Annotated in this window: 14 protein-coding genes and 1 other RNA gene; 8 read left to right on the top strand and 7 right to left on the bottom strand. The window is 71.5% G+C overall.

All coding sequences use genetic code 11. The annotated features are described in order from the left end of the window. Positions 1-10 precede the first annotated feature (10 nt). Positions 11-1513, bottom strand: a complete 1503-nt coding sequence (locus JOD60_RS11800; protein WP_076690787.1) for an amino acid permease — start codon at positions 1511-1513, stop codon at positions 11-13. Between the two features lie 113 nt (positions 1514-1626). Here JOD60_RS11800 and JOD60_RS11805 point away from each other — a divergent pair, with 113 nt between their 5' ends. Next, on the top strand, positions 1627-2358 hold the full coding sequence (locus tag JOD60_RS11805; RefSeq protein ID WP_076690788.1) for a zinc ribbon domain-containing protein: 732 nt from the start codon (positions 1627-1629) through the stop codon (positions 2356-2358). Further along, positions 2355-4103, top strand: a complete 1749-nt coding sequence (locus tag JOD60_RS11810) for a bifunctional 3'-5' exonuclease/DNA polymerase (protein ID WP_269746931.1) — start codon at positions 2355-2357, stop codon at positions 4101-4103. The genes JOD60_RS11805 and JOD60_RS11810 overlap by 4 nt, the downstream gene beginning before the upstream one ends. 7 nt (positions 4104-4110) lie before the next feature. Here the strand turns inward: JOD60_RS11810 and JOD60_RS16800 are convergent, their stop codons facing one another. Both JOD60_RS16800 and JOD60_RS11820 read right to left on the bottom strand, forming a co-directional pair. Beyond that, the gene (locus JOD60_RS16800) at positions 4111-5853 is read right to left on the bottom strand and encodes a DUF4012 domain-containing protein (RefSeq protein ID WP_084201999.1); all 1743 of its coding nucleotides are present in this window, start codon (positions 5851-5853) and stop codon (positions 4111-4113) included. Next, positions 5850-6530 carry an LPXTG cell wall anchor domain-containing protein gene (locus tag JOD60_RS11820; protein ID WP_232321605.1) on the bottom strand — a complete coding sequence of 227 codons (681 nt, stop codon included), beginning with the start codon at positions 6528-6530 and terminating at the stop codon, positions 5850-5852. The genes JOD60_RS16800 and JOD60_RS11820 overlap by 4 nt, the downstream gene beginning before the upstream one ends. A 118-nt stretch (positions 6531-6648) precedes the next feature. On the opposite strand from JOD60_RS11820, the gene rnpB reads away from it, so the two are divergent. Continuing rightward, positions 6649-7011: RNase P RNA component class A (rnpB, locus tag JOD60_RS11825), an RNA gene on the top strand. Between the two features lie 33 nt (positions 7012-7044). On the opposite strand, the gene ppgK is transcribed toward rnpB, so the two are convergent. Then, complete coding sequence (gene ppgK, locus JOD60_RS11830) at positions 7045-7863, bottom strand: polyphosphate--glucose phosphotransferase (RefSeq protein ID WP_076690791.1); 819 nt, start codon at positions 7861-7863, stop codon at positions 7045-7047. 71 nt (positions 7864-7934) lie between these two features. Between ppgK and JOD60_RS11835 the strand changes: the two genes are divergently transcribed. From JOD60_RS11835 to JOD60_RS11845, 3 genes are read left to right on the top strand one after another with little or no spacing between them, the layout of a single operon-like run. Then, on the top strand, positions 7935-8120 hold the full coding sequence (locus JOD60_RS11835; protein WP_076690792.1) for a hypothetical protein: 186 nt from the start codon (positions 7935-7937) through the stop codon (positions 8118-8120). A gap of 50 nt (positions 8121-8170) precedes the next feature. After that, positions 8171-9508 carry a type I glutamate--ammonia ligase gene (glnA, locus tag JOD60_RS11840; RefSeq protein ID WP_076690793.1) on the top strand — a complete coding sequence of 446 codons (1338 nt, stop codon included), beginning with the start codon at positions 8171-8173 and terminating at the stop codon, positions 9506-9508. A gap of 4 nt (positions 9509-9512) precedes the next feature. Beyond that, positions 9513-12509: a bifunctional [glutamine synthetase] adenylyltransferase/[glutamine synthetase]-adenylyl-L-tyrosine phosphorylase gene (locus JOD60_RS11845; RefSeq protein ID WP_076690794.1), complete on the top strand. Its 2997-nt coding sequence runs from the start codon at positions 9513-9515 to the stop codon at positions 12507-12509. Positions 12510-12681: 172 nt separating this feature from the next. On the opposite strand, the gene glnA (JOD60_RS11850) is transcribed toward JOD60_RS11845, so the two are convergent. After that, a complete protein-coding gene (glnA, locus tag JOD60_RS11850) occupies positions 12682-14106 on the bottom strand; it encodes a type I glutamate--ammonia ligase (protein ID WP_076690795.1) in 1425 nt (474 codons plus the stop codon). 178 nt (positions 14107-14284) lie between these two features. On the opposite strand from glnA (JOD60_RS11850), the gene JOD60_RS11855 reads away from it, so the two are divergent. After that, the gene (locus JOD60_RS11855) at positions 14285-14638 is read left to right on the top strand and encodes an RDD family protein (RefSeq protein WP_232321778.1); all 354 of its coding nucleotides are present in this window, start codon (positions 14285-14287) and stop codon (positions 14636-14638) included. Positions 14639-14694: 56 nt separating this feature from the next. On the opposite strand, the gene JOD60_RS11860 is transcribed toward JOD60_RS11855, so the two are convergent. Beyond that, positions 14695-15405, bottom strand: a complete 711-nt coding sequence (locus JOD60_RS11860; RefSeq protein WP_076690797.1) for a DUF4191 family protein — start codon at positions 15403-15405, stop codon at positions 14695-14697. 139 nt (positions 15406-15544) lie between these two features. Here JOD60_RS11860 and JOD60_RS11865 point away from each other — a divergent pair, with 139 nt between their 5' ends. Continuing rightward, complete coding sequence (locus tag JOD60_RS11865; RefSeq protein WP_076690798.1) at positions 15545-16888, top strand: hypothetical protein; 1344 nt, start codon at positions 15545-15547, stop codon at positions 16886-16888. A gap of 21 nt (positions 16889-16909) precedes the next feature. On the opposite strand, the gene sucB is transcribed toward JOD60_RS11865, so the two are convergent. Beyond that, positions 16910-18712 (bottom strand): 2-oxoglutarate dehydrogenase, E2 component, dihydrolipoamide succinyltransferase, encoded by a 1803-nt coding sequence (gene sucB / locus JOD60_RS11870; RefSeq protein ID WP_076690799.1) that lies wholly within the window; start codon positions 18710-18712, stop codon positions 16910-16912. Positions 18713-18722: the final 10 nt, after the last annotated feature.

The raw sequence follows: 18722 nt of genomic DNA on the forward strand, positions 1-18722 counted from the left end.
AGCCTCCAGTCTAGGAGTCTCGCCCCACGACCTTCGGCTCGGCGGGGTTGAGATAGGTGCCGGCATCCTTCCCCAGCCGGGAGTGACGCCGGGAGTAGGCGAAGTAGATCACGAAGCCGACGACCAGCCACACGAGGAACCGCAGCCACGTCTCCACCGTCAGGTTCAGCATGAGGTACACGCAGATGAGGGCCGAGAGGATGGGCAGCACCGGGCTCCACGGCACGCGGAAGCCGCGCTTGAGGTCGGGGCGCGAGCGCCGCAGCACGACAACCCCTACCGACACGAGCACGAATGCCGAGAGCGTGCCGATGTTGACCATCTCCTCCAGCACGCCGATCGGCGTGAGCCCGGCGACCACGGCGACGATGACGGTGACGACGATGGAGATGACCCACGGCGTCCGCCACGTCGGGTGCACCTTCGCCAGTCGGTGCGGCAGCAGGGCGTCACGCGACATGGCGAAGATGATGCGCGTCGCCCCGATCATCAGCGTCAGGACGACGGTCGTCAGCCCCGCCACGGCGCCGGCGGAGATGACCGTCGCCATCCACGCCTGCCCGTGATAGGCGAAGGCGTTCGCGAGCGCCGCCGCCGGGTCGAGTTCGTCGTAGCGGACCATTCCCGTGACGACGAACGCCACCGCGCAGTAGAGGACGGTGCAGATGATGAGCGAGGCGATGATGCCGATGGGCAGATCCCGCTGCGGGTTCTTCGTCTCCTCCGCGGTCGTGGCCACGACGTCGAACCCGATGTAGGCGAAGAACACCAGCGCCGCCCCCGCGAAGATGCCGCCGACGCCGAACGCCATCGGCGCTGAGCCCGACAGGAACTGCAGCAGCGGCTGCGTGAGCCCGGTCGCAGCCTCGCGCGGCGCGGCATCCGGAACGAACGGCGAGTAGTTGGCGGGGTTGATGAAGAGGATGCCGGCGACGATGACGAACAGCACGATGAAGAGCTTCACGCCGACGAGCACAAGGTTCACGCGCATCGACTCGCGGATGCCGAGGGTCATGAGGCCCCCGAGGACGACGACGAGCAGGATCGCCATGAGATCGACCGTGCCGCCGTAGCCGATCGCGGCGGGGATCGGCATGCCGAGCTGCTCCAGCAGCACGCCGAGGTACGCGCTCCACCCCTGCGCGACCACGCTCGCGCCGAGGAACATCTCCAGGATGAGATCCCACCCGATGATCCAGGCGAACAGCTCGCCCAGCGACGCGTATGAGAAGGTGTAGGCCGATCCCGACACCGGCACCGTGGAGGCGAACTCGGCGTAGCACATCGCGGCCAGCCCGCACGCGATGGCGGCCACGACGAAGCTCATCACGACGGCCGGGCCGGCCACGTCGTGCGCGGCGCGTCCCGTGAGCGTGAAGATGCCGGCGCCGATGACGACGCCCACGCCGAAGACGGTGAGATCCAGCGCCGACAACGACTTGCGCAGCCGGAACTCCGGCTCCTCGGTGTCGGCGATCGACTGTTCGACGGACTTCGTTCGCATGACGCTCATGACAGCTCCTTCGCGGTCCACCGGAGCGAGACGCCCGGCGTCAGGCACCACATGGTAGCGGCGTCGCGAGCCCGCCGGGAGTGGTCGGCGCCGCACCGCGGTAGGTTGGGAGCGTGAAGTCCCGACCCGCCGATCAGCTGCTCCTGCTCGAACTCGCGAGCCTCGACGCCACCATCCGCCACGCCGACAACGCCCGCCGTCACCCCGAGCAGACCGCGCGCGTGCAGGAGCTGATCGCGCAGCGGCAGGCGCAGTCGGCCGAGCTCACGACACTCCTGGGAGTGCGTGACGATGCCCGCGCGGAACTGGCGCGCCTCGAGTCCGATGTCGCTCTGGTCGATGCCCGAGCCGCCCGAGACACCGAGCGGCTCGCCGCGACGTCGAACGTCAAGGAGGCGCAGGGGCTGGAGCACGAGCTCGCCTCGCTCGCCAAGCGCAAGAGCGATCTGGAAGACGCGGAACTGCAGATCATGGAGCGCCTGGAGGACGCCGACGCCGCCGTCGCCGCGCAGGAGGCACTCATCGCCGCCACCAACGCCGAGGGCGCCCGCCTGAGCGCGGAGGGCAAGGAGGCCGTGGCCGCCGCCACCGCGACGTGGGAGGCCGCGACGCGCGACCGCGCCGCCGTCGCAGGCCGTGTGCCCGCCGATCTGCTGGGGCTGTACGAACGGCTGGCCGCGCGCGGCGTCGGCGCAGGTCTCCTCCGCCGCCGCACGTGCGAAGGTTGCCACATGGTCCTCTCCGGCACGGACCTCGGGGCGCTCCGCCAAGCGGCTGAGGACGACGTCGTGATGTGCCCGGAGTGCGGCTGCATCCTCGTGCGCACCGACGAATCCGGGCTGTGACCGCACCCGGCGCGGCGCCCTCGGGTCCGTCGCGCTGGCGGCTGCTGGCCCGTGACCCCAGCCAATCAGATACGGCTGTCGTCCTGACGTTGACAGATGATGCCGCCGTGCTCGCGCGCGACCGCTGCGCGATCGACGACGTGCCACGGATCGTCGCGGATGCCGGGGCGAGCGCTCGCTGGGTGTGGAGTGACACGACCCGCTGGTACCCGGCGATCCTCGCGGCCGGTCACGTGGTCGCCCGATGCCGTGACCTGCGGCTCAGCCACGCCATCCTCCGCCGCAGCGAACTCGTCGCCGGTCCTGACGCCACGGCCCTACGCGACGCCGCGCCCTGGGACGCCGCGGTCGCCGACCCCGCCCCGGCATCCGCCCCCGCCCTATTCGACCTCGAGGCCGCACCGGCCGGGGTGCCCGACGACGTCGACGCGGTCCTCGCCGAGTTCACCCGGCAGCAGCGCGCCGTCGCCACCGCTGCCGAAGGCAGCCGTCTCCGACTGCTGCTGGCCGCGGAGTCGGCCGGTGCGCTGCTCGCGGTGGAGTTGCACGCGGCAGGGCTGCCGTGGAACCGCGGCGTCCATGAGGCGCTGCTCGAGGAGGCTCTCGGCCCGCGGCCGGCGCCCGGCACGGCGCCGGCGCGCGTGCAGGAGCTCGCCGGCATCGTCCGCACCGCGCTCGGAGACCCCGCCGCGAGCCTGGACTCGCAGCCGAAGCTGCTGCGCAGCCTGCACCGGGTGGGCGTGCTCGCCCGCTCCACCAGCCGATGGGAACTGGCCGAGTACGACCACCCCGCCATCGCGCCGCTGCTGGCGTACAAGAAGCTGACCCGGCTGCTGAGCGCCAACGGCTGGGCATGGCTCGACGAATGGGCACCCGACGGGCGGTTCCGCCCGGTCTACGTGCCGGGCGGCGTCGTCACCGGGCGGTGGGCATCTTCGGGCGGCGGCGCGCTGCAGCTGCCCCGGCAGCTGCGCCCCGCCGTGCGCGCGGACGACGGGTGGATGCTGGTCGTCGCCGACGTCGCCCAGCTCGAGCCCCGCGTGCTCGCCGCCATGTCCGGGGACGCCGCACTTGCGCAGGCCGCCCGCGGCCGCGACCTCTACGAGGGGATCGTCGACAGCGGGGTCGTCGCGACACGACAGGAGGCCAAGATCGCGCTCCTGGGCGCGATGTACGGCGCCACCACCGGTGACAGCGGACGTCTCGTCCCGGCGCTGCGGCGCGCCTATCCGCGGGCGATGGCCCTCGTCGACGAGGCCGCGACCGTCGGGGAGCAGGGCGGTGTCGTCACGACCTGGCTCGGGCGGTCCAGCCCCGCGGCCGGTGCCGGCTGGCGCGACGTGCAGGGCGTGGCGGCCGCGCCGGAGGCGGCAGAGGCCGACCGCGCCCATGCGCGCCGATCGGCGCGGGATCGCGGGCGGTTCACCCGAAACTTCGTCGTGCAGGGGACGGCCGCGGAGTGGGCGCTGGCATGGCTGGCGGACCTCCGCGGTGAGCTCGCGGCGCTGCCGTCGGTCGACCCGGTCGCCGGCGCACCGGCATCCGGGCCGGTGTTCGGGCGTCGCGCGCATCTCGCGTTCTTCCTGCACGACGAGATCATCGTGCACACCCCGGCGGTCCACGCCGACGCCGTCGCGGCCGCCGTCCGCCGCAGCGCCGACCGCGCCACGCGGCTGCTGTTCGGCGCGTTCCCGATCGACTTCCCCCTGGATCTGCGCATCACCGCCGACGCGGGCAAGGCCTGAGCCGGCGTCAACCGCACACGCCGGAATCGACGGTGATCCCCGGCGCGTTCAGCATCGGCGTCGTCACGATCACCGGTGAGATCGCACCGGGCGCGGCCATCGTGAAATGGAAGTCGACGACGTTGACCTCGCCCGGCGACAGGTTGACGCGCACCAGGCTCACGAATCGGCCGTCGTCCGCCACGTCGACCGAGAGCGCGGGGGCGCCGTCCTTGGTGACACCACCCGCGAAGCTGCCCGGCGGGGCCGACACCGACACGCTCGTGCCGATGTCGCCGACTCCGGTGCCGAACAGGCCACGGCCGGTCACGTCGCCGGGGAGGGCGTCGGCGGCATCCGCCGGAGCGTCGCTGCGCATCGTCAGGCTGACGACGACGTCGGACCTGCCGTCGGCGCGGCAGACGGTCGAGGTCGTCCGGATGTCGACGTGCAGGAACGGGTCCATCTTGCCGCCGGTCGCGTCGTTGAAGAACACGCCGAAGGTGTCCGGGGCCGCGGCCAGTCGCGCCGCCGGGCCGCCCAGCAACGAGTCCGCGAGTGCGGCCTGCACCGTCGGCTCCGCGCTCCAGACCGAGACGCGACCGTCGCCGATGGGCGTCGCGAGTGCGACGAGCAGCCGCAGCGGATCCAGCGGCGCCGCCGTGAGCTCGGCCGCGGCGGCCGTCACCGCGGACTGCATGAACTGGGTCTGCGCGGCGCTGTCGAGGCTCAGGTAGGGGTCGATGAGCAGCCTCTGCGTGATGTTCTCGCTCGTCAGCTGCGAGCCGTCGGGCAGGTCGATCGGCCCCGTCACCTGCAGCAGCGCGCCGATCGTCGGGACATCGAGCGAGATCACCGCGTCCGGGGGAGCATGGCCGATGTGCTGCCACCACGCCGAGGCGAGGGCAGCAGTCTGGGCGAAGTCGGTCGCCATCGACGCGTTCTGGACGTACCTGCCCAGCACGCCGCCGTACAGCGCCTGCTGCGCCGGGGTCTCGGGGAGGATCGGTGTCGACAGGTGCGGGAAGACGGACGAATCGGCCTGCGCTCCCAGGCTCACCCGCCCGTCGGTGACCTGCAGCTCGATGAACGAACCGGTGATGCCGCCGCCGGTGCGAAGCTCCGCCCCGTTCTGCATGGCCACGAGCACGCGCACGTCGCCGGTCCCGACCGATGACCAGAACGCGGCGGCTCCGCGAGCGGCCGCCATCGCCGGAGCCGCCTGATCCAGCGCGTCACGCGCCTGCGTCACGGCCTGGGCGACCGGCGCCACCAGCCGCGACGTGTCGATCGCGTCCAGCTCGGCCTGCGCCGAGCGGATGCCGGTCACCGCCTCGTCCAGCACGGGCGCCAGCCGGGTCAGGTCACCGACGCCGTCGCCGTCCGCCGCCAGCGCACGCGTCGCCGGGTCGCCCACGGCGGTCCCGAGCGTCGCCGCGGCGCGTGCGACGGTCCCGATCGCAGCGATGTCGTCGCCGAAGAAGGGGAGGGATGCCGCAACCGACCAGGTCGGGTCGGCGGCGGCCCCGCCCGCGCGCTCGCCCGCGGTCCCCAGCCGCGCCAGGCTCGCGCTCACCTCGGGCAGCGCCCCGCCGGCGGCCGCCGCGACGGCGGCGCGCGCATCGCCGGCCGCCGCCTGAAGCGCGGTCGCGGCCACCCACACCCGCGACGCGGCCCAGCCGAGCGCGACGAGCAGCGCCACGCCCAGCAGCACAGCGGCCAGGACGACGGTGGAGAGGGTGCGATCGGTGCGGGGAGCCGTCCGGGTCACGACCGCCGGCGGCGCACGACGAGCGCACCGCCCATGGCGATCAGTCCGGCCCCGGCGACCCCGACGCCTGCGGCCAGCGCGATGTCGCCACCGGTCGCCGGCAGTGCGGCTCCGGCCGCGGCGGCGCGGATCTCCGCCGGTGCGGTGCGGCAGGCCGGCGACGACGGCGGATACGACAGCGCGACCGCCAGCGAGGGGTTCACCTCGACCGTGGCGGTGATGGCGCCGCGCGTCCACCCGAAGTTGTCGTCGGAGGCGGTCCACTGCCCTCCGGCGTACGTCCAGCCCGGCCACCCGTTGCCGCGCCCGTCCGCGCCCACCGATGCCCCGGGCCACAGCACGCGACCGGTCAGCGGCACGCCGGCCGTCACCGTGCCGAGCGTGAGCGTGGTCGAGTGCGTGCCGTCGCTGAGGACGAGCGTCGCGGTGTGACCGGAGGAGAGGTTCTGCGGATCCACCAGGAGCACGGAGTACTCGATCCACGGGGCGTCGGCCGAGCACGACGGCGCGACCGTCGTCCCCGCCAGCGTCGGCTGCTGCGGCGTGCGCGGCGTGTAGCCGAGCGCGTCGTCGCCGGTGCCGGCGGAATCGGTCGCACCCGGTGGCTCGTCGACGGCGGATGCCGCCAGTGGCGCCCCCACGACGAGGACAGCTGCGGCAATGAACGACAGAATCATGTTGCGCATGATGCGGGCCCCCCAGCCCCTACCGGGCCTCTTCCCCAAGGGGCCCGTTGCGCACACGGTACCACGGGCCGCGGCTCCGCACCCCCGATTGGTACGATTGCGTTGCGAATGGGTCGGCTGGACGGTCGCGTGGCGGGTTCACCCGCACCGAGGAACGTCCGGGCTCCACAGGGCAGGGCGGTGGGTAACACCCACCCGGAGTGATCCGCGAGACAGTGCCACAGAGAGCAGACCGCCTCGGCGTCAGCCGGGGTAAGGGTGAAAGGGTGGCGTAAGAGACCACCGGGGTCGTGGTGACACGGCCCGCACGGTAAACCTCGCCCGGAGCAAGGTCAGACAGGGGATGTGGACGCGGCCCGCCGAGTCCCCGGGTAGACCGCTGGAGCGGCACGGCAACGTGTCGCCGAGAGAGATGACCGTCCACGGAGCTTCCGCTCCCGGACAGAACCCGGCGTACAGGCCGGCCCATTCGCCTGCTCGACCGCCGACACGACCGGGCGACCGGTCAGGTCGTGGTGTCGACGAGGTTCTGTGCGGCCCCCTGCGCGTCGGTGCCGGTCTCCTGCGCGAGGGCGAGCGCCGCGGCGCCGATGATCCCCGCGTTGTTGCGGTGCACGGCGGGGACGATCGGGGTCTTCAGCGTCAGCAGCGGCAGGAACTCGTCGGCGTACTTGGACACACCACCGCCCACGATGAACAGGTCGGGGCTGAGCAGGAACTCCAGGTAGTCGTAGTACCACTGCAGGCGCTTGGCCCACCTCTTCCAGCTGAGCTGCTCGCGCTCCATCGCCGAGTAGGCGGCCCACGCCTCGGCATCCGATTCGTGATTCGCACGCTGCAGGTGCCCGAGTTCAGAGTTGGGGATGAGGACGCCGTTGTGCAGCATGGCGGTGCCGATGCCCGTGCCGAGCGTCGTCAGCAGCGCGAGTCCCTTCACGCCGCGCGCGGCGCCGTAGCGCGCCTCGGCGACGCCGGCGACGTCGGCGTCGTTGGCGAAGTGGATCTCGCGACCGAGGCCGTCCTCGAAGAAGCGCTCGGCATCGAATCCGATCCACGTGTCGGCGACGTTCGCCGCCGACATGGTGCGTCCGTTCTTGACGATCGCGGGGAAGGCGACGCCGAGCGGGATGTCGGCGTCGGTCACGCCGAGGGTGTCGAGGACGCTGCGGACGGCCGCGAGCACGTCGTCGGGCTCCGCGCCGGCCGGGGTCGCGACCTTCACGCGGTCGCTGAGAAGCTGCCCGGCTTCGAGGTCGACGAGCGCCCCCTTGATGCCGGTGCCGCCGATGTCCACTCCGACCGCACGGGTCGCCTTCGTCGTCATGCTCCCAGCCTATCCAGCGCGGCAGCCCGGCTCGCTAGGATCGGACCGACCGCTCTGGAAAGGAGCACGCGATGTCCCGTGGCGAAGACAAGTACTGGTACAACCTCAAAACCGGTGAGGTCGAGCGCGGATTCGAGTCGCCCGCGCCGGACCGCGCCGGACCGTTCGACACCGCGGAGGAGGCCGCCAAGGCGCCGCAGGTGATCGCCGAACGGTCGCGCGCGTGGGCGGAAGAGGAAGCCGAAGAGGACCGATAGTCTGGCCTTCGGCCCGGCCGCGCCCGCGCGGTCGCTTGTGAGAGGACGCGATGGACAAGCAGCGTGACTTCGTACTGCGCACGATCGAAGAGCGGGGCGTGAAGTTCGTCCGCCTCTGGTTCACCGACGTCATCGGCACGCTCAAGTCGGTCGCCATCGCGCCCGCCGAAGTCGAGGGCGCCTTCACGGAGGGACTCGGCTTCGACGGCTCGGCCATCGAAGGCCTCACCCGCTCTTACGAGTCGGACCTGCTGGCACACCCCGACCCCACGACGTTCCAGACGCTGCCCTGGCGCGGAGAGATCGACCCGACCGGTCGGATGTTCTGCGACATCACCACGCCCGACGGACAGCCCGCCGTGGCCGATCCGCGGCACGTGCTCAAGCGCACCTTGGCGAAGGCGGCCGATGCCGGTTTCACGTTCTACACGCACCCTGAAATCGAGTTCTACCTGCTGAAGTCCTCGTCGTTCGGCCCCGACGGTCCCGAACCGGTCGACTCGGCCGGCTACTTCGACAACGTGCCGGGCGGGACGGCGCACGACTTCCGTCGCCGCAGTGTGCGGATGCTGGAAGACCTCGGCATCTCGGTCGAGTACAGCCATCACGAGGGCGGCCCCGGTCAGAACGAGATCGACCTGCGCTACGCCGACGCCCTCGCCACGGCGGACAACATCATGACGTTCCGCACCGTCGTCAAGGAGGTGGCGATCGAGCAGGGCGTGTACGCGACGTTCATGCCGAAGCCCCTGTCGGGCAAGCCGGGCAGCGGCATGCACACGCACATGTCGCTGTTCGAGGGCGACCGGAACGCCTTCTACGAGGAGGGCGCGCAGTACCAGCTGTCCCAGACGGGACGCCAGTTCATCGCGGGGCTGCTGACGCACGCCAACGAGATCGCCGCCGTGACGAACCAGTTCGTGAACTCCTACAAGCGGCTGTGGGGCGGCGATGAGGCGCCGAGCTTCATCTGCTGGGGTCACAACAACCGTTCCGCGCTCGTCCGGGTTCCGATGTACAAGCCCAACAAAGGCCAGTCCACCCGCGTCGAGTACCGCGCGCTGGATTCGGCGGCCAACCCCTATCTCGCGTTCGCGCTCATGCTCGCGGCGGGCCTGAAGGGGATCGAGGAGGGCTACGAGCTGCCCCCGGAGGCCGAGGACAACGTCTGGTCGCTCACCGACTCCGAGCGCCGCGCGCTCGGCTACGCGCAGCTGCCGGCGAGCCTCGATCACGCCCTGGAGTACATGGAGGACTCGGAGCTCGTCGCCGAGACGCTGGGGGAGCAGGTCTTCAACTACGTGCTGCTGAACAAGCGCCGCGAATGGCAGGAGTACCGCGCCCAGGTCACCCCGTTCGAGCTGAAGAGCAACCTGGAGATGCTCTAGCCCGATGAGCTCCAGCGAGCGCACCTCGGTACGGACGCTGCTGGCGCGCGACGGCTTCAGTGAGCTCGGCGACGCCGACCGGCTGCTCACCGAGCTCGCCGACCTCGTCGGCATCGCCCGCGAGGACCTGCTCGTCGGAGCCGACCGCGCCGCCGACCCCGATGCGGCACTGGAGTCGCTGGTGCGCGTCGCGCGACGCGATCCGGCGGCGGTGGGGTCGGCACTGCGACGCGTCGGCGCCACGCTCTGGCTGCTGCTCGGAGCCTCGAGCGGGTTCGGTGACTTCTACCTGCGGCATCCCGCCGAACTCGCCCACGTCCGCGCCGGGGAGGCGCTCCCCACCGCCGACGAGTTGCGCGCGGAGCTTCTCGAGGCCGTCGAGGCGGATGCCGAGGGTTTCGCCGCCACCGGCGAGGAGCGGGCCTGGGTCGCGCTCCGCGTGCGCTACCGGCGCCTGCTGGCGCGCATCGCGGCCTACGACCTGGGCGCGACCGACGCCGTCGCGGTGCTCGCCGACGTCGCGGCCGCCCTGGCGGATGCCGCCGGCGCGGCGCTGGAGGCGTCGCTGTGCGTCGCCCGCACCCGCGTCGCGTCCGGGGGAGCCGGCACCGGTCTGTTCCCGCGGGACCAGGTGGCGCAAGCGCGTCTCGCGATCATCGGCATGGGCAAGACCGGCGCCCGAGAGCTCAACTACGTCAGCGACGTCGACGTCATCTTCGTCGGCGGCGGCACCGACGCGCTCGTCGATGAGATCGGCGAGAGCCGCGTCATCGACATCGCCACGCGACTCGCCGTCCAGACGATGCGCGGGATCTCGGGGATGGAGATCGAGCCGCCCCTGTGGGAGGTGGACGCGAATCTGCGCCCCGAGGGCAAGCAGGGCGCCCTCGTGCGAAGCCTGGACTCGCACCTGTCGTACTACGAGCGCTGGGCGAAGAGCTGGGAGTTCCAGGCGTTGCTGAAGGCTCGGCCGCTCGCCGGCGACCGCATGCTCGGTGAGGCATATGTCGCGGCGGTGCAGCCGAAGGTGTGGACGAGCGGTGCGCGCGAGAACTTCGTCGATAGCGTGCAGCGGATGCGGGAGCGGGTCACCGAGCATATTCCCGCCGCCGACGTCCCGTACCAGCTGAAGCTCGGTCCCGGCGGCATCCGCGATATCGAGTTCACCGTGCAGCTGCTGCAGCTCGTCCACGGGCTGAGCGACGACGCGATCCGCCAGCCGGGGACCCTCGACGCGCTCGACGCGCTCGTCGCCGAGGGCTACATCGGTCGCGGCGACGCCGCCACGTTCGCGCACGACTACCGCGTGCTGCGCGTGCTCGAGCATCGCGTGCAGCTGCGGGATCTGCGCCGCACGCACCTCATGCCGTCCCAGCCCGACGGTCTCCGTGTCCTCGCGCGCGCCTCGGGGCTCGCCGACAGCGGGCCGGGCGTGTGGGAGCTGTGGGAGGGGATCAAACGGGAGGTCCGCGAGATCCACGTCCGGCTGTTCTACCGGCCGCTGCTCTCGGCAGTCGCGTCGCTGTCGTCCGACGAGCACCAGCTGTCCACCGAGCAGGCGCACGACCGGCTCGCGGCGATCGGGTTCCGCGACCCGGCCGGCGCTTTGCGCCACATCGGCGCGCTGACCGGCGGCCTCAGCCGCAAGGCGACGATCCAGCGCCACCTCATGCCGGTGATGATCCGATGGTTCGCCGACGGCGTCGACCCCGACTACGGGCTGCTCGCCTTCCGTCGCATCAGCGAACGGCTGGGGGACACGCCGTGGTTCCTGAGGATGCTGCGGGACTCCTCGGGCGCGGCGGAACGGCTGACCCGCGTGCTCTCCGGTTCGCGCTACATCGGTGAGCTCATGGAGTGGATCCCCGAGTCGGTCGCGTGGCTCGACTCCGATGAGCTGCTGCGTCCGCGCGGCGGGGTGCTGCTGCAGGAGGAGGCCCGCGCAATCCAGGCGCGTCACGGCACCGTCGTGGAGGCGATGCGCGCCGTGCGAGCGCTGCGTCGGCGCGAACTGCTGCGCCTCGCGTTCGGGGCGGTGGTCGGCACCCTCACGATCGACGAGCTCGCCGCGGGGCTGACGACGGTCAGCGAGGTCACCATCCAGGCGACGCTGCGCGCCGTGCGCCGCGAGATCGTGCCGCCCGAGGATGCGGCGCTGGACTTCTCGGTGATCGCGATGGGGCGCTTCGGCGGTGGCGAGCTCGGCTTCGGCTCCGACGCCGACGTGCTCTACGTCTACGAACCCAACGGCGTGGACCCGCAGCGCGCCCACGAACTCGCCCTGCAGCTGGTCGCCGGCATCCGGACCTACTCCGAGGATCACCGTGTGCCGTTCGACCTCGACGCCGACCTCCGGCCCGAGGGGCGCAACGGTCCGCTCGTGCGGTCGCTGGATTCGTACGCGGAGTACTACCGCCGCTGGTCACTGTCGTGGGAGGCGCAGGCGCTGCTGCGTGCGCGGGGCGTCGCGGGCAGCGTGAAGCTGATCGATCGCTTCATCGCCCTCGCCGACGACGTGCGCTACCCCGCCGAGGTGAAGCTGCAGGATCTTCGCGAGATCAAGCGCATCAAGGCGCGCGTCGAGAACGAGCGGCTGCCGCAGGGCGCCGACCGCACGCGGCATCTGAAGCTCGGGCCGGGCGGTCTCAGCGACGTCGAATGGCTGGTGCAGCTGCTGCAGCACGCACATGCGCACCGCATCCCCGCGCTGCGGACGACATCCACCCTTGACGCGCTCGAGGCGGCACGGGAGGCGGGCCTGGTTCCGGATGCCGCGGCCGAGCGTCTCCGCGACGCGTGGCGTCTGGCGAGCCGGCTGCGCTCGGCCAACACGCTGCTGTCCGGGAAGACGAGCGACGTGCTGCCGGTCGATCGGGGCAAGCTCGACGGGATCGGCCGTCTGCTGGAGTACCCGCCGCGGTCGGCGACGCTCGTCGAGGAGGAGTGGCTGCGCACGGCCCGCCGCGCCCGCCGGGCGTTCGAGAAGCTCTTCTACGGCTGACCCCGGCATCCGTCCCGCCGGATATCACCGGCACAGGAGAAATCACGCACACAGGACGTGGTGACGTCACCACGTCCTGTCTCGGTGATTTTTCCTGTCTCCGTGAGGCACACACGGCGAAGCCCCGGCATCCGATGCAGGATGCCGGGGCTTCGAACCGTGGGCCGGGTGCTCAGACGCCGAAGTAGAGCTCGTACTCGAAGGGGTGCGGGCGCGCCGCGAGCGGCTTGATCTCGTTCTCGATCTTGTACTCGATCCAGGTCTCGATCAGCTCGGGCGTGAACACGCCACCGGCGAGCAGGAACTCGTGGTCGGCGCGCAGCGCCTCGAGCGAGTCGAGCAACGAGTTCGGCACCTGCGGGATGTTCTTGGCCTCCTCGGGCGGCAGCTCGTAGAGGTCCTTGTCGACCGGCTCGTGCGGCTCGATGCGGTTCTTGATGCCGTCCAGGCCCGCCATCATCTGCGCCGCGAAGGCGAGGTACGGGTTGCCCGAAGCGTCCGGCGCGCGGAACTCGATGCGCTTGGCCTTGGGGTTCGAGCCCGTGATCGGGATGCGGATGGCCGCGGAGCGGTTGCCCGCCGAGTAGACCAGGTTGACGGGCGCCTCGTAGCCCTTGACCAGGCGCTTGTACGAGTTCAGCGTCGGGTTGGTGAAGGCGAGCACCGCCGGGGCGTGCGCGAGCAGACCGCCGATGTACCAGCGGGCGACGTCCGACAGGCCGCCGTAGCCCTTCTCGTCGTAGAAGAGGGGCTTGCCCTCGAGCCACAGCGACTGGTGCGTGTGCATGCCCGAGCCGTTGTCACCGAAGAGGGGCTTGGGCATGAAGGTCGCGACCTTGCCCCACTGCTCGGCGACGTTCTTGACGATGTACTTGAACTTCAGGATGTCGTCGGCCGCGTGCACCATGGTGTCGAAGCGGTAGTTGATCTCCTGCTGACCGCCGGTGCCCACCTCGTGGTGCGCGCGCTCGAGGATGAGACCGGCCTCGATCAGGTGCAGCGAGATGTCGTCGCGGAGGTCGGCCGTCTTGTCGACGGGGGAGACGGGGAAGTAGCCGCCCTTGAAGGGAGTCTTGTTGGCGAGGTTTCCGCCCTCTTCGACGCGGCCGGTGTTCCAGGCGCCCTCCTCGGAGTCGACCGAGTAGAACGAGGAGTTCTGCTTCACCTCGTAGCGCACGTCGTCGAAGATGTAGAACTCCGCCTCGGGGGCGAAGAACGCGGTGTCGGCGATGCCGGTGGAGGCGAGGTACTTCTCGGCCTTCTTGGCGACCTGGCGCGGGTCCTTGGCGTAGATCTCGCCGTTGCGCGGGTTGTAGATGTCGAACAGCATGACCAGCGTCTTCGCCTCGCGGAACGGGTCGAGGTAGGCGGTGGAGACATCCGGGATGAGCTGCATGTCGGACTCGTGGATGTTCGCGAAGCCGCGGATCGACGAACCGTCGAACAGCTGACCGACCGTGAAGAACTCCTCGTCGACCGTCGAGGCGGGGATGTTGAAGTGCTGCTGCACACCAGGCAGATCCGTGAAACGGATGTCGAGGAACTTGATGTCCTCGTCCTTGATGTACTTGAGCACCTCGGATGAATCTTTGAACATGGAGTCTCCAAGATCGGGTGTGGAACACGCCTGACGGGATCAGGCTCGCCTCGACGCTATCCGGAGCCGGTTGCCCGGCAGTATCACCCATGTTTCGGGGATGTTACGGCGGCCCGGATAGGCTGATTCGGTGACGGCGGACCCTCTCGACAATAGCTATCCCGGCGAGCGTCTGGGGATGCCGGCTGTCGGATCCGGCAGCGTCGCGCGGCCCGGCCGCCGCATCGCGGCGCTGGCGATCGACTGGGCCGCGGCCGTGATCATCTCCATCGCGTTCTTCGCCTACGACTCGTTCGCCACGCTCGTGGTGTTCGCCGCCGTGCAGATCCTGTTTCTGCCGACGCTCGGCGGCAGCCCGGGGCACCGCCTCGTCGGGCTGCGCCTGCAGCTGGTCGGCGGGGGATGGGTGGGGCTGTGGCGCCCGATCGTGCGCACCGCGCTGCTGGTGCTCGTCATCCCCGCCGTCATCTGGGACGCCGATCAGCGCGGCCTCCACGACAAGGCCGCCGGAACGGTGCTCGTCCGCAGCTGAGCGGATGCGGGGGACTCCGGCAGCGGATGCGGGGACCCGGCAGCGGATGCGGGGGATTACCGCGGGCGCGGGGCGCGGGCGCGCAGCGGGTCGATCCCCTTCGGGATCGGCAACGAGGTCACCGACTGGGACACCGAATCGACACGCTTCACGACGGCGGCCATCGTGGTGCGGTCCACCTTCTTGGGGAGCGCCTTGATGGTGGCGGAGAGCTTGGAGATCGGCACGTCGCCCTCGCCATGCCCGATGTAGAGCACGGTGATGGGCACGCCCGACGCGACGCGCTGCACCTTCATCTTCTCGTCGTTGATGAGGCGGGTCAGGCGCCCGCGGGCCCCCTCGCCCACGACGACGACACCCCCGCGACCGATGACGCGGTAGACGGCGTCCTGCGACTTCGGGTTCACCCCGACCGGCATGTCCGAGGCGACCCAGTTGCGGCCGAGCGACGTCGAGAGCACGTGTCCCGCGGCGCCGGGCACGCCATCGAGCTTGATGTACATCGCGCGTGTCGACAGGCGCGTGAGCAAGATCATCGCGCCCAGCAGACCGAACATCAGACCCGTGACGCCCCACAGGATGATGCTCCACACCGCGACCGGCGGAATGAGGAACCCGACGAGCACGCCGATGCCGATGCCGACGACCAGCACGGCGATGAGCACCCACGGCAGCCAGCCGAACTCGGCCTTCGTGAAGGTGAACAGGGAACGAAGCTGCGAGAAGAAGCCGGGACGCTTCTCGGTGGCGGGACCGCGGGAGGACATGGCATCCAGCCTACCGGCGTACGCGCGGCGCCATGCGTCGGCATCCATCGCCTCCTGCACAACCGACCGGTCGGCGGGACTGTCCACAGATCGGGGGATCGACGCACCGTGCCGCGCTCCGGGGCGCCACACTCGGGGCATGACCCCGCTCCCGCTGCTCGACCCGCCGCCCGCACTGCGCCGGCTGCGCGCCGACGAGGCGCCGTACCCCGGAACGCTGCGCGCCGACGACCCGCCGTCCGTCTGGGTGGAGATCGGGGACCTTCCCGAGGAGATCTGGCGCGCCGAGCCGGACGGGCACGTGCTCGCGCCACGCGACATCGCGCGGACCGCGGACGGCCACGTCGCGATCCTGCCGCACTGCGTCGAGACCCTCGCCCGCCGCCTGGACGAGCGGAGCCTGTCGGCGGGCGAAGTCGTCACCGTCGCGGTCAGCCTGCTGCGGGGAGCCGTGCAGGCGCGCGCTCTCGCGATCGACGCGGGGCGGTGGTGGGTGGATGCCGAGGGCAGACCCGTTCTCGCCGCGGGCGGCCACGGCGGCTGGCTCGACGACACGGTCGCGCTTCTGGAGCGCATGGCGGCGTCGTCGTCCGGACCGTTGCGGCGGGCCGTCGACGCCACGAGCGCCGCGCTCTGCGCGGCCGAGCTCACACCGAGGGACGCCGAGGCCTGCGAAGACGGACTCTTCGACGCCGCCGACCCCGCCCCGCTCGCCGTGCGCACGCCGCTGCGCGGTCCCGGTGCGCTGAGCGTCGCGACCGTCGAACCTGCCCCGTTGCGGGCGGCGACGCTGCGACGAGACACGTCCGAGGCGCACGAGGCCGCCGCTTCGTGGCTCGCGAGGTTCACCGGCGATGACGTCGCGGAGCGGGTGGGCGCCGGCATCCGCACGCTCACGGCGCTCCCCGGCCACGTCGCGAGGTCGGTGGCGCACCGGCGGACGACCGTGAAGGAGCGCCGCCCCCGCACACCGACCCGAGCGGATGTGGCGACGGACGCGGCGGCGCGACCGCCTCGGCGGCGGGCTCCGCTGCTGGTCGCTGCGGCGGTGGGAGCCGTCGTCGTCGCGGGCGGGATGGCGTGGCCGCAGGAGGAGTCGCCGGCCGAGGCGGTGATCGCCTCCGGCACTCCGGCATCGGCCACGCCCACAGCGGTTCCGGCCGCGACGGCCGAAACGCCGGCGGCGGAGTCTGCGCCCAGCGGCGCCGCGGACCCCGTCGCCGACGTTCTGACCGCCCTCTCCGCCTGCGCAGAGAATCCCTCGTCCGCCTGCCCGATCCTGGAGGATCCCGCGGCCGAGGTCCCCGTCGGCGTCGTCAGCGACGGCACCGCCGACCGCACCGTCACACTCCTCGACGAGTACGGCGGCGTCGCGGTCTACCGGGTGGACGGCCCCGGCCGTCCCTCACAGGTGCTCGTCATCGTCTCCGTGAACGGGCAAGGGCTGGTCCGCGACGTCTATGACGTCGCAGACCAGCCCTGAGACCGGGTGGACCGGTGCAGCTCAGATGCCGAGGTTGCCCTCGAAGTCAGCCGTCTCCAGGCGCGACTTCACCGCACCCAGGAACCGAGCCGCGTCCGCCCCGTCGACGATGCGGTGATCGTACGACAGCGCCAGGTACACGTAGGAGCGGATGCCGATGGCTTCCACACCGTCGACCTTCACCACGCCCGGCTCCTTGACGACCGCGCCGGTGCCGAGGATCGCCGACTGGGGCAGGAAGACCACCGGCGTGTCGAAGAGGGCACCGCGCGAACCGGTGTTGGTCACCGTGAAGGTGCCGCCGGCGAGCTCGTCGGGCTTCAGCTTGTTGTCGCGCGTCCGCGCGGCGAGGTCGGCGATCTCGGTGGAGATGTCGGCCAGCGTCTTGCCGCCCGCGTCGCGCAGCACCGGCGTCAGCAGACCGCGCTCGGTGTCCACGGCGATGGAGATGTTCTCCGTCGGCGGGTAGACGATGTCCGTGCCGTTGACGGTCGCGTTGATGACGGGGTAGGCCTGCAGCGCCTCGGCGGCCGCAAGGACGAAGAACGGCAGGAACGAGAGCTTGCCACCGGTCTTGGCGACGAAGTCCGCCTGGACGGCACTGCGGTAGGCGGCGACCTTCGTGACGTCGACCTTCACCACCGTCGTCAACTGCGCGGTCTGCTGCATCGACGCGACGGCCCGCTCGGCGAGCACCTTGCGCAGGCGCGACATCGGCTGCGTGGTGCCGCGCAGCGGGGACACCTCGACCGGTGCCGGTGCGGCGGCGGCCGGTGCGGCCGCGGGCGTCGCGCCACCCTGCGCCGCCTCGGCGGCCTTCAGGACGTCTTCCTTGCGGATGCGCCCACCGACGCCAGTGCCCGTGACCGACGCGAGGTCGACGCCCTGCTGCTGAGCGAGGCGCCGCACGAGCGGAGTCACGTAGGTCGTGACGTCGTCATCTGCCGCAGCCGCGGCGGGCGCCTCCGCCGCCGGGGCAGGCGCTGCGGCCGGGGCCGGAGCAGCGGCCGGAGCCGGAGCGGGAGTGGGGGCAGGCGCCTCAGCAGCGGCAGGAGCCTCCGCGGGAGCAGGCGCCTCAGCAGCCGCAGGAGCCTCAGCGGGAGCGGGCGCCTCAGCGGGAGCGGGCGCCTCCGCCGCCGGGGCCGGAGCGGCGGGCGCCGCCGCGGCGGGAGCGCCCGAGCCGATGCGAGCCAGGGTCGCACCGACGGCGACGGTCTCGTCCTCGGCCACCAGGATCTCCTGGAGCGTGCCGGCGACGGGCGAGGGGATCTCGGTGTCGACCTTGTCGGTGGAGATCTCCAGCAGCGGCTCGTCGACGGCGACGTCGTCGCCGACCTGCTTGAGCCAGCGGGTGACCGTTCCCTCGGTGACGCTCTCACCGAGTTCGGGGAGCACGACGTCCTTGGCATCGCCGGAGGCAGCCGGCACGGCATCCTGAGCCGGAGCGGCTTCCTGAGCCGGCGCCGCGGGGGCCTCGGCCGGAGCGGCCTCCTGAGCCGGGGCCGCCTCCTGCGTCGGAGCGGCGGGGGCCTCGGCGGGCGCGGCCTGCTCCGCGGCGGGAGCCTCGTCGCCCGTGGGCTGGCCCGATCCGTCGCCGATCTTGGCGAGGACGGCGCCGACCTCGACGGTCTCGTCCTCCTGGACGAGGATCTCTTCGATGACGCCGCTGACGGGGGAGGGGATCTCCGTGTCGACCTTGTCGGTCGAGATCTCGAGCAGGCCCTCGTCGGCCTGGATCGTGTCACCGACCTTCTTGAGCCAGCGGGTGACCGTTCCCTCGGTGACGCTCTCGCCGAGCGCGGGGAGGACCACGGATGTGCTCATGACTGTGTCT

It is taken from the genome of Microbacterium aurum, from assembly GCF_016907815.1.
GTDB classification, from domain to species: domain Bacteria; phylum Actinomycetota; class Actinomycetes; order Actinomycetales; family Microbacteriaceae; genus Microbacterium; species Microbacterium aurum.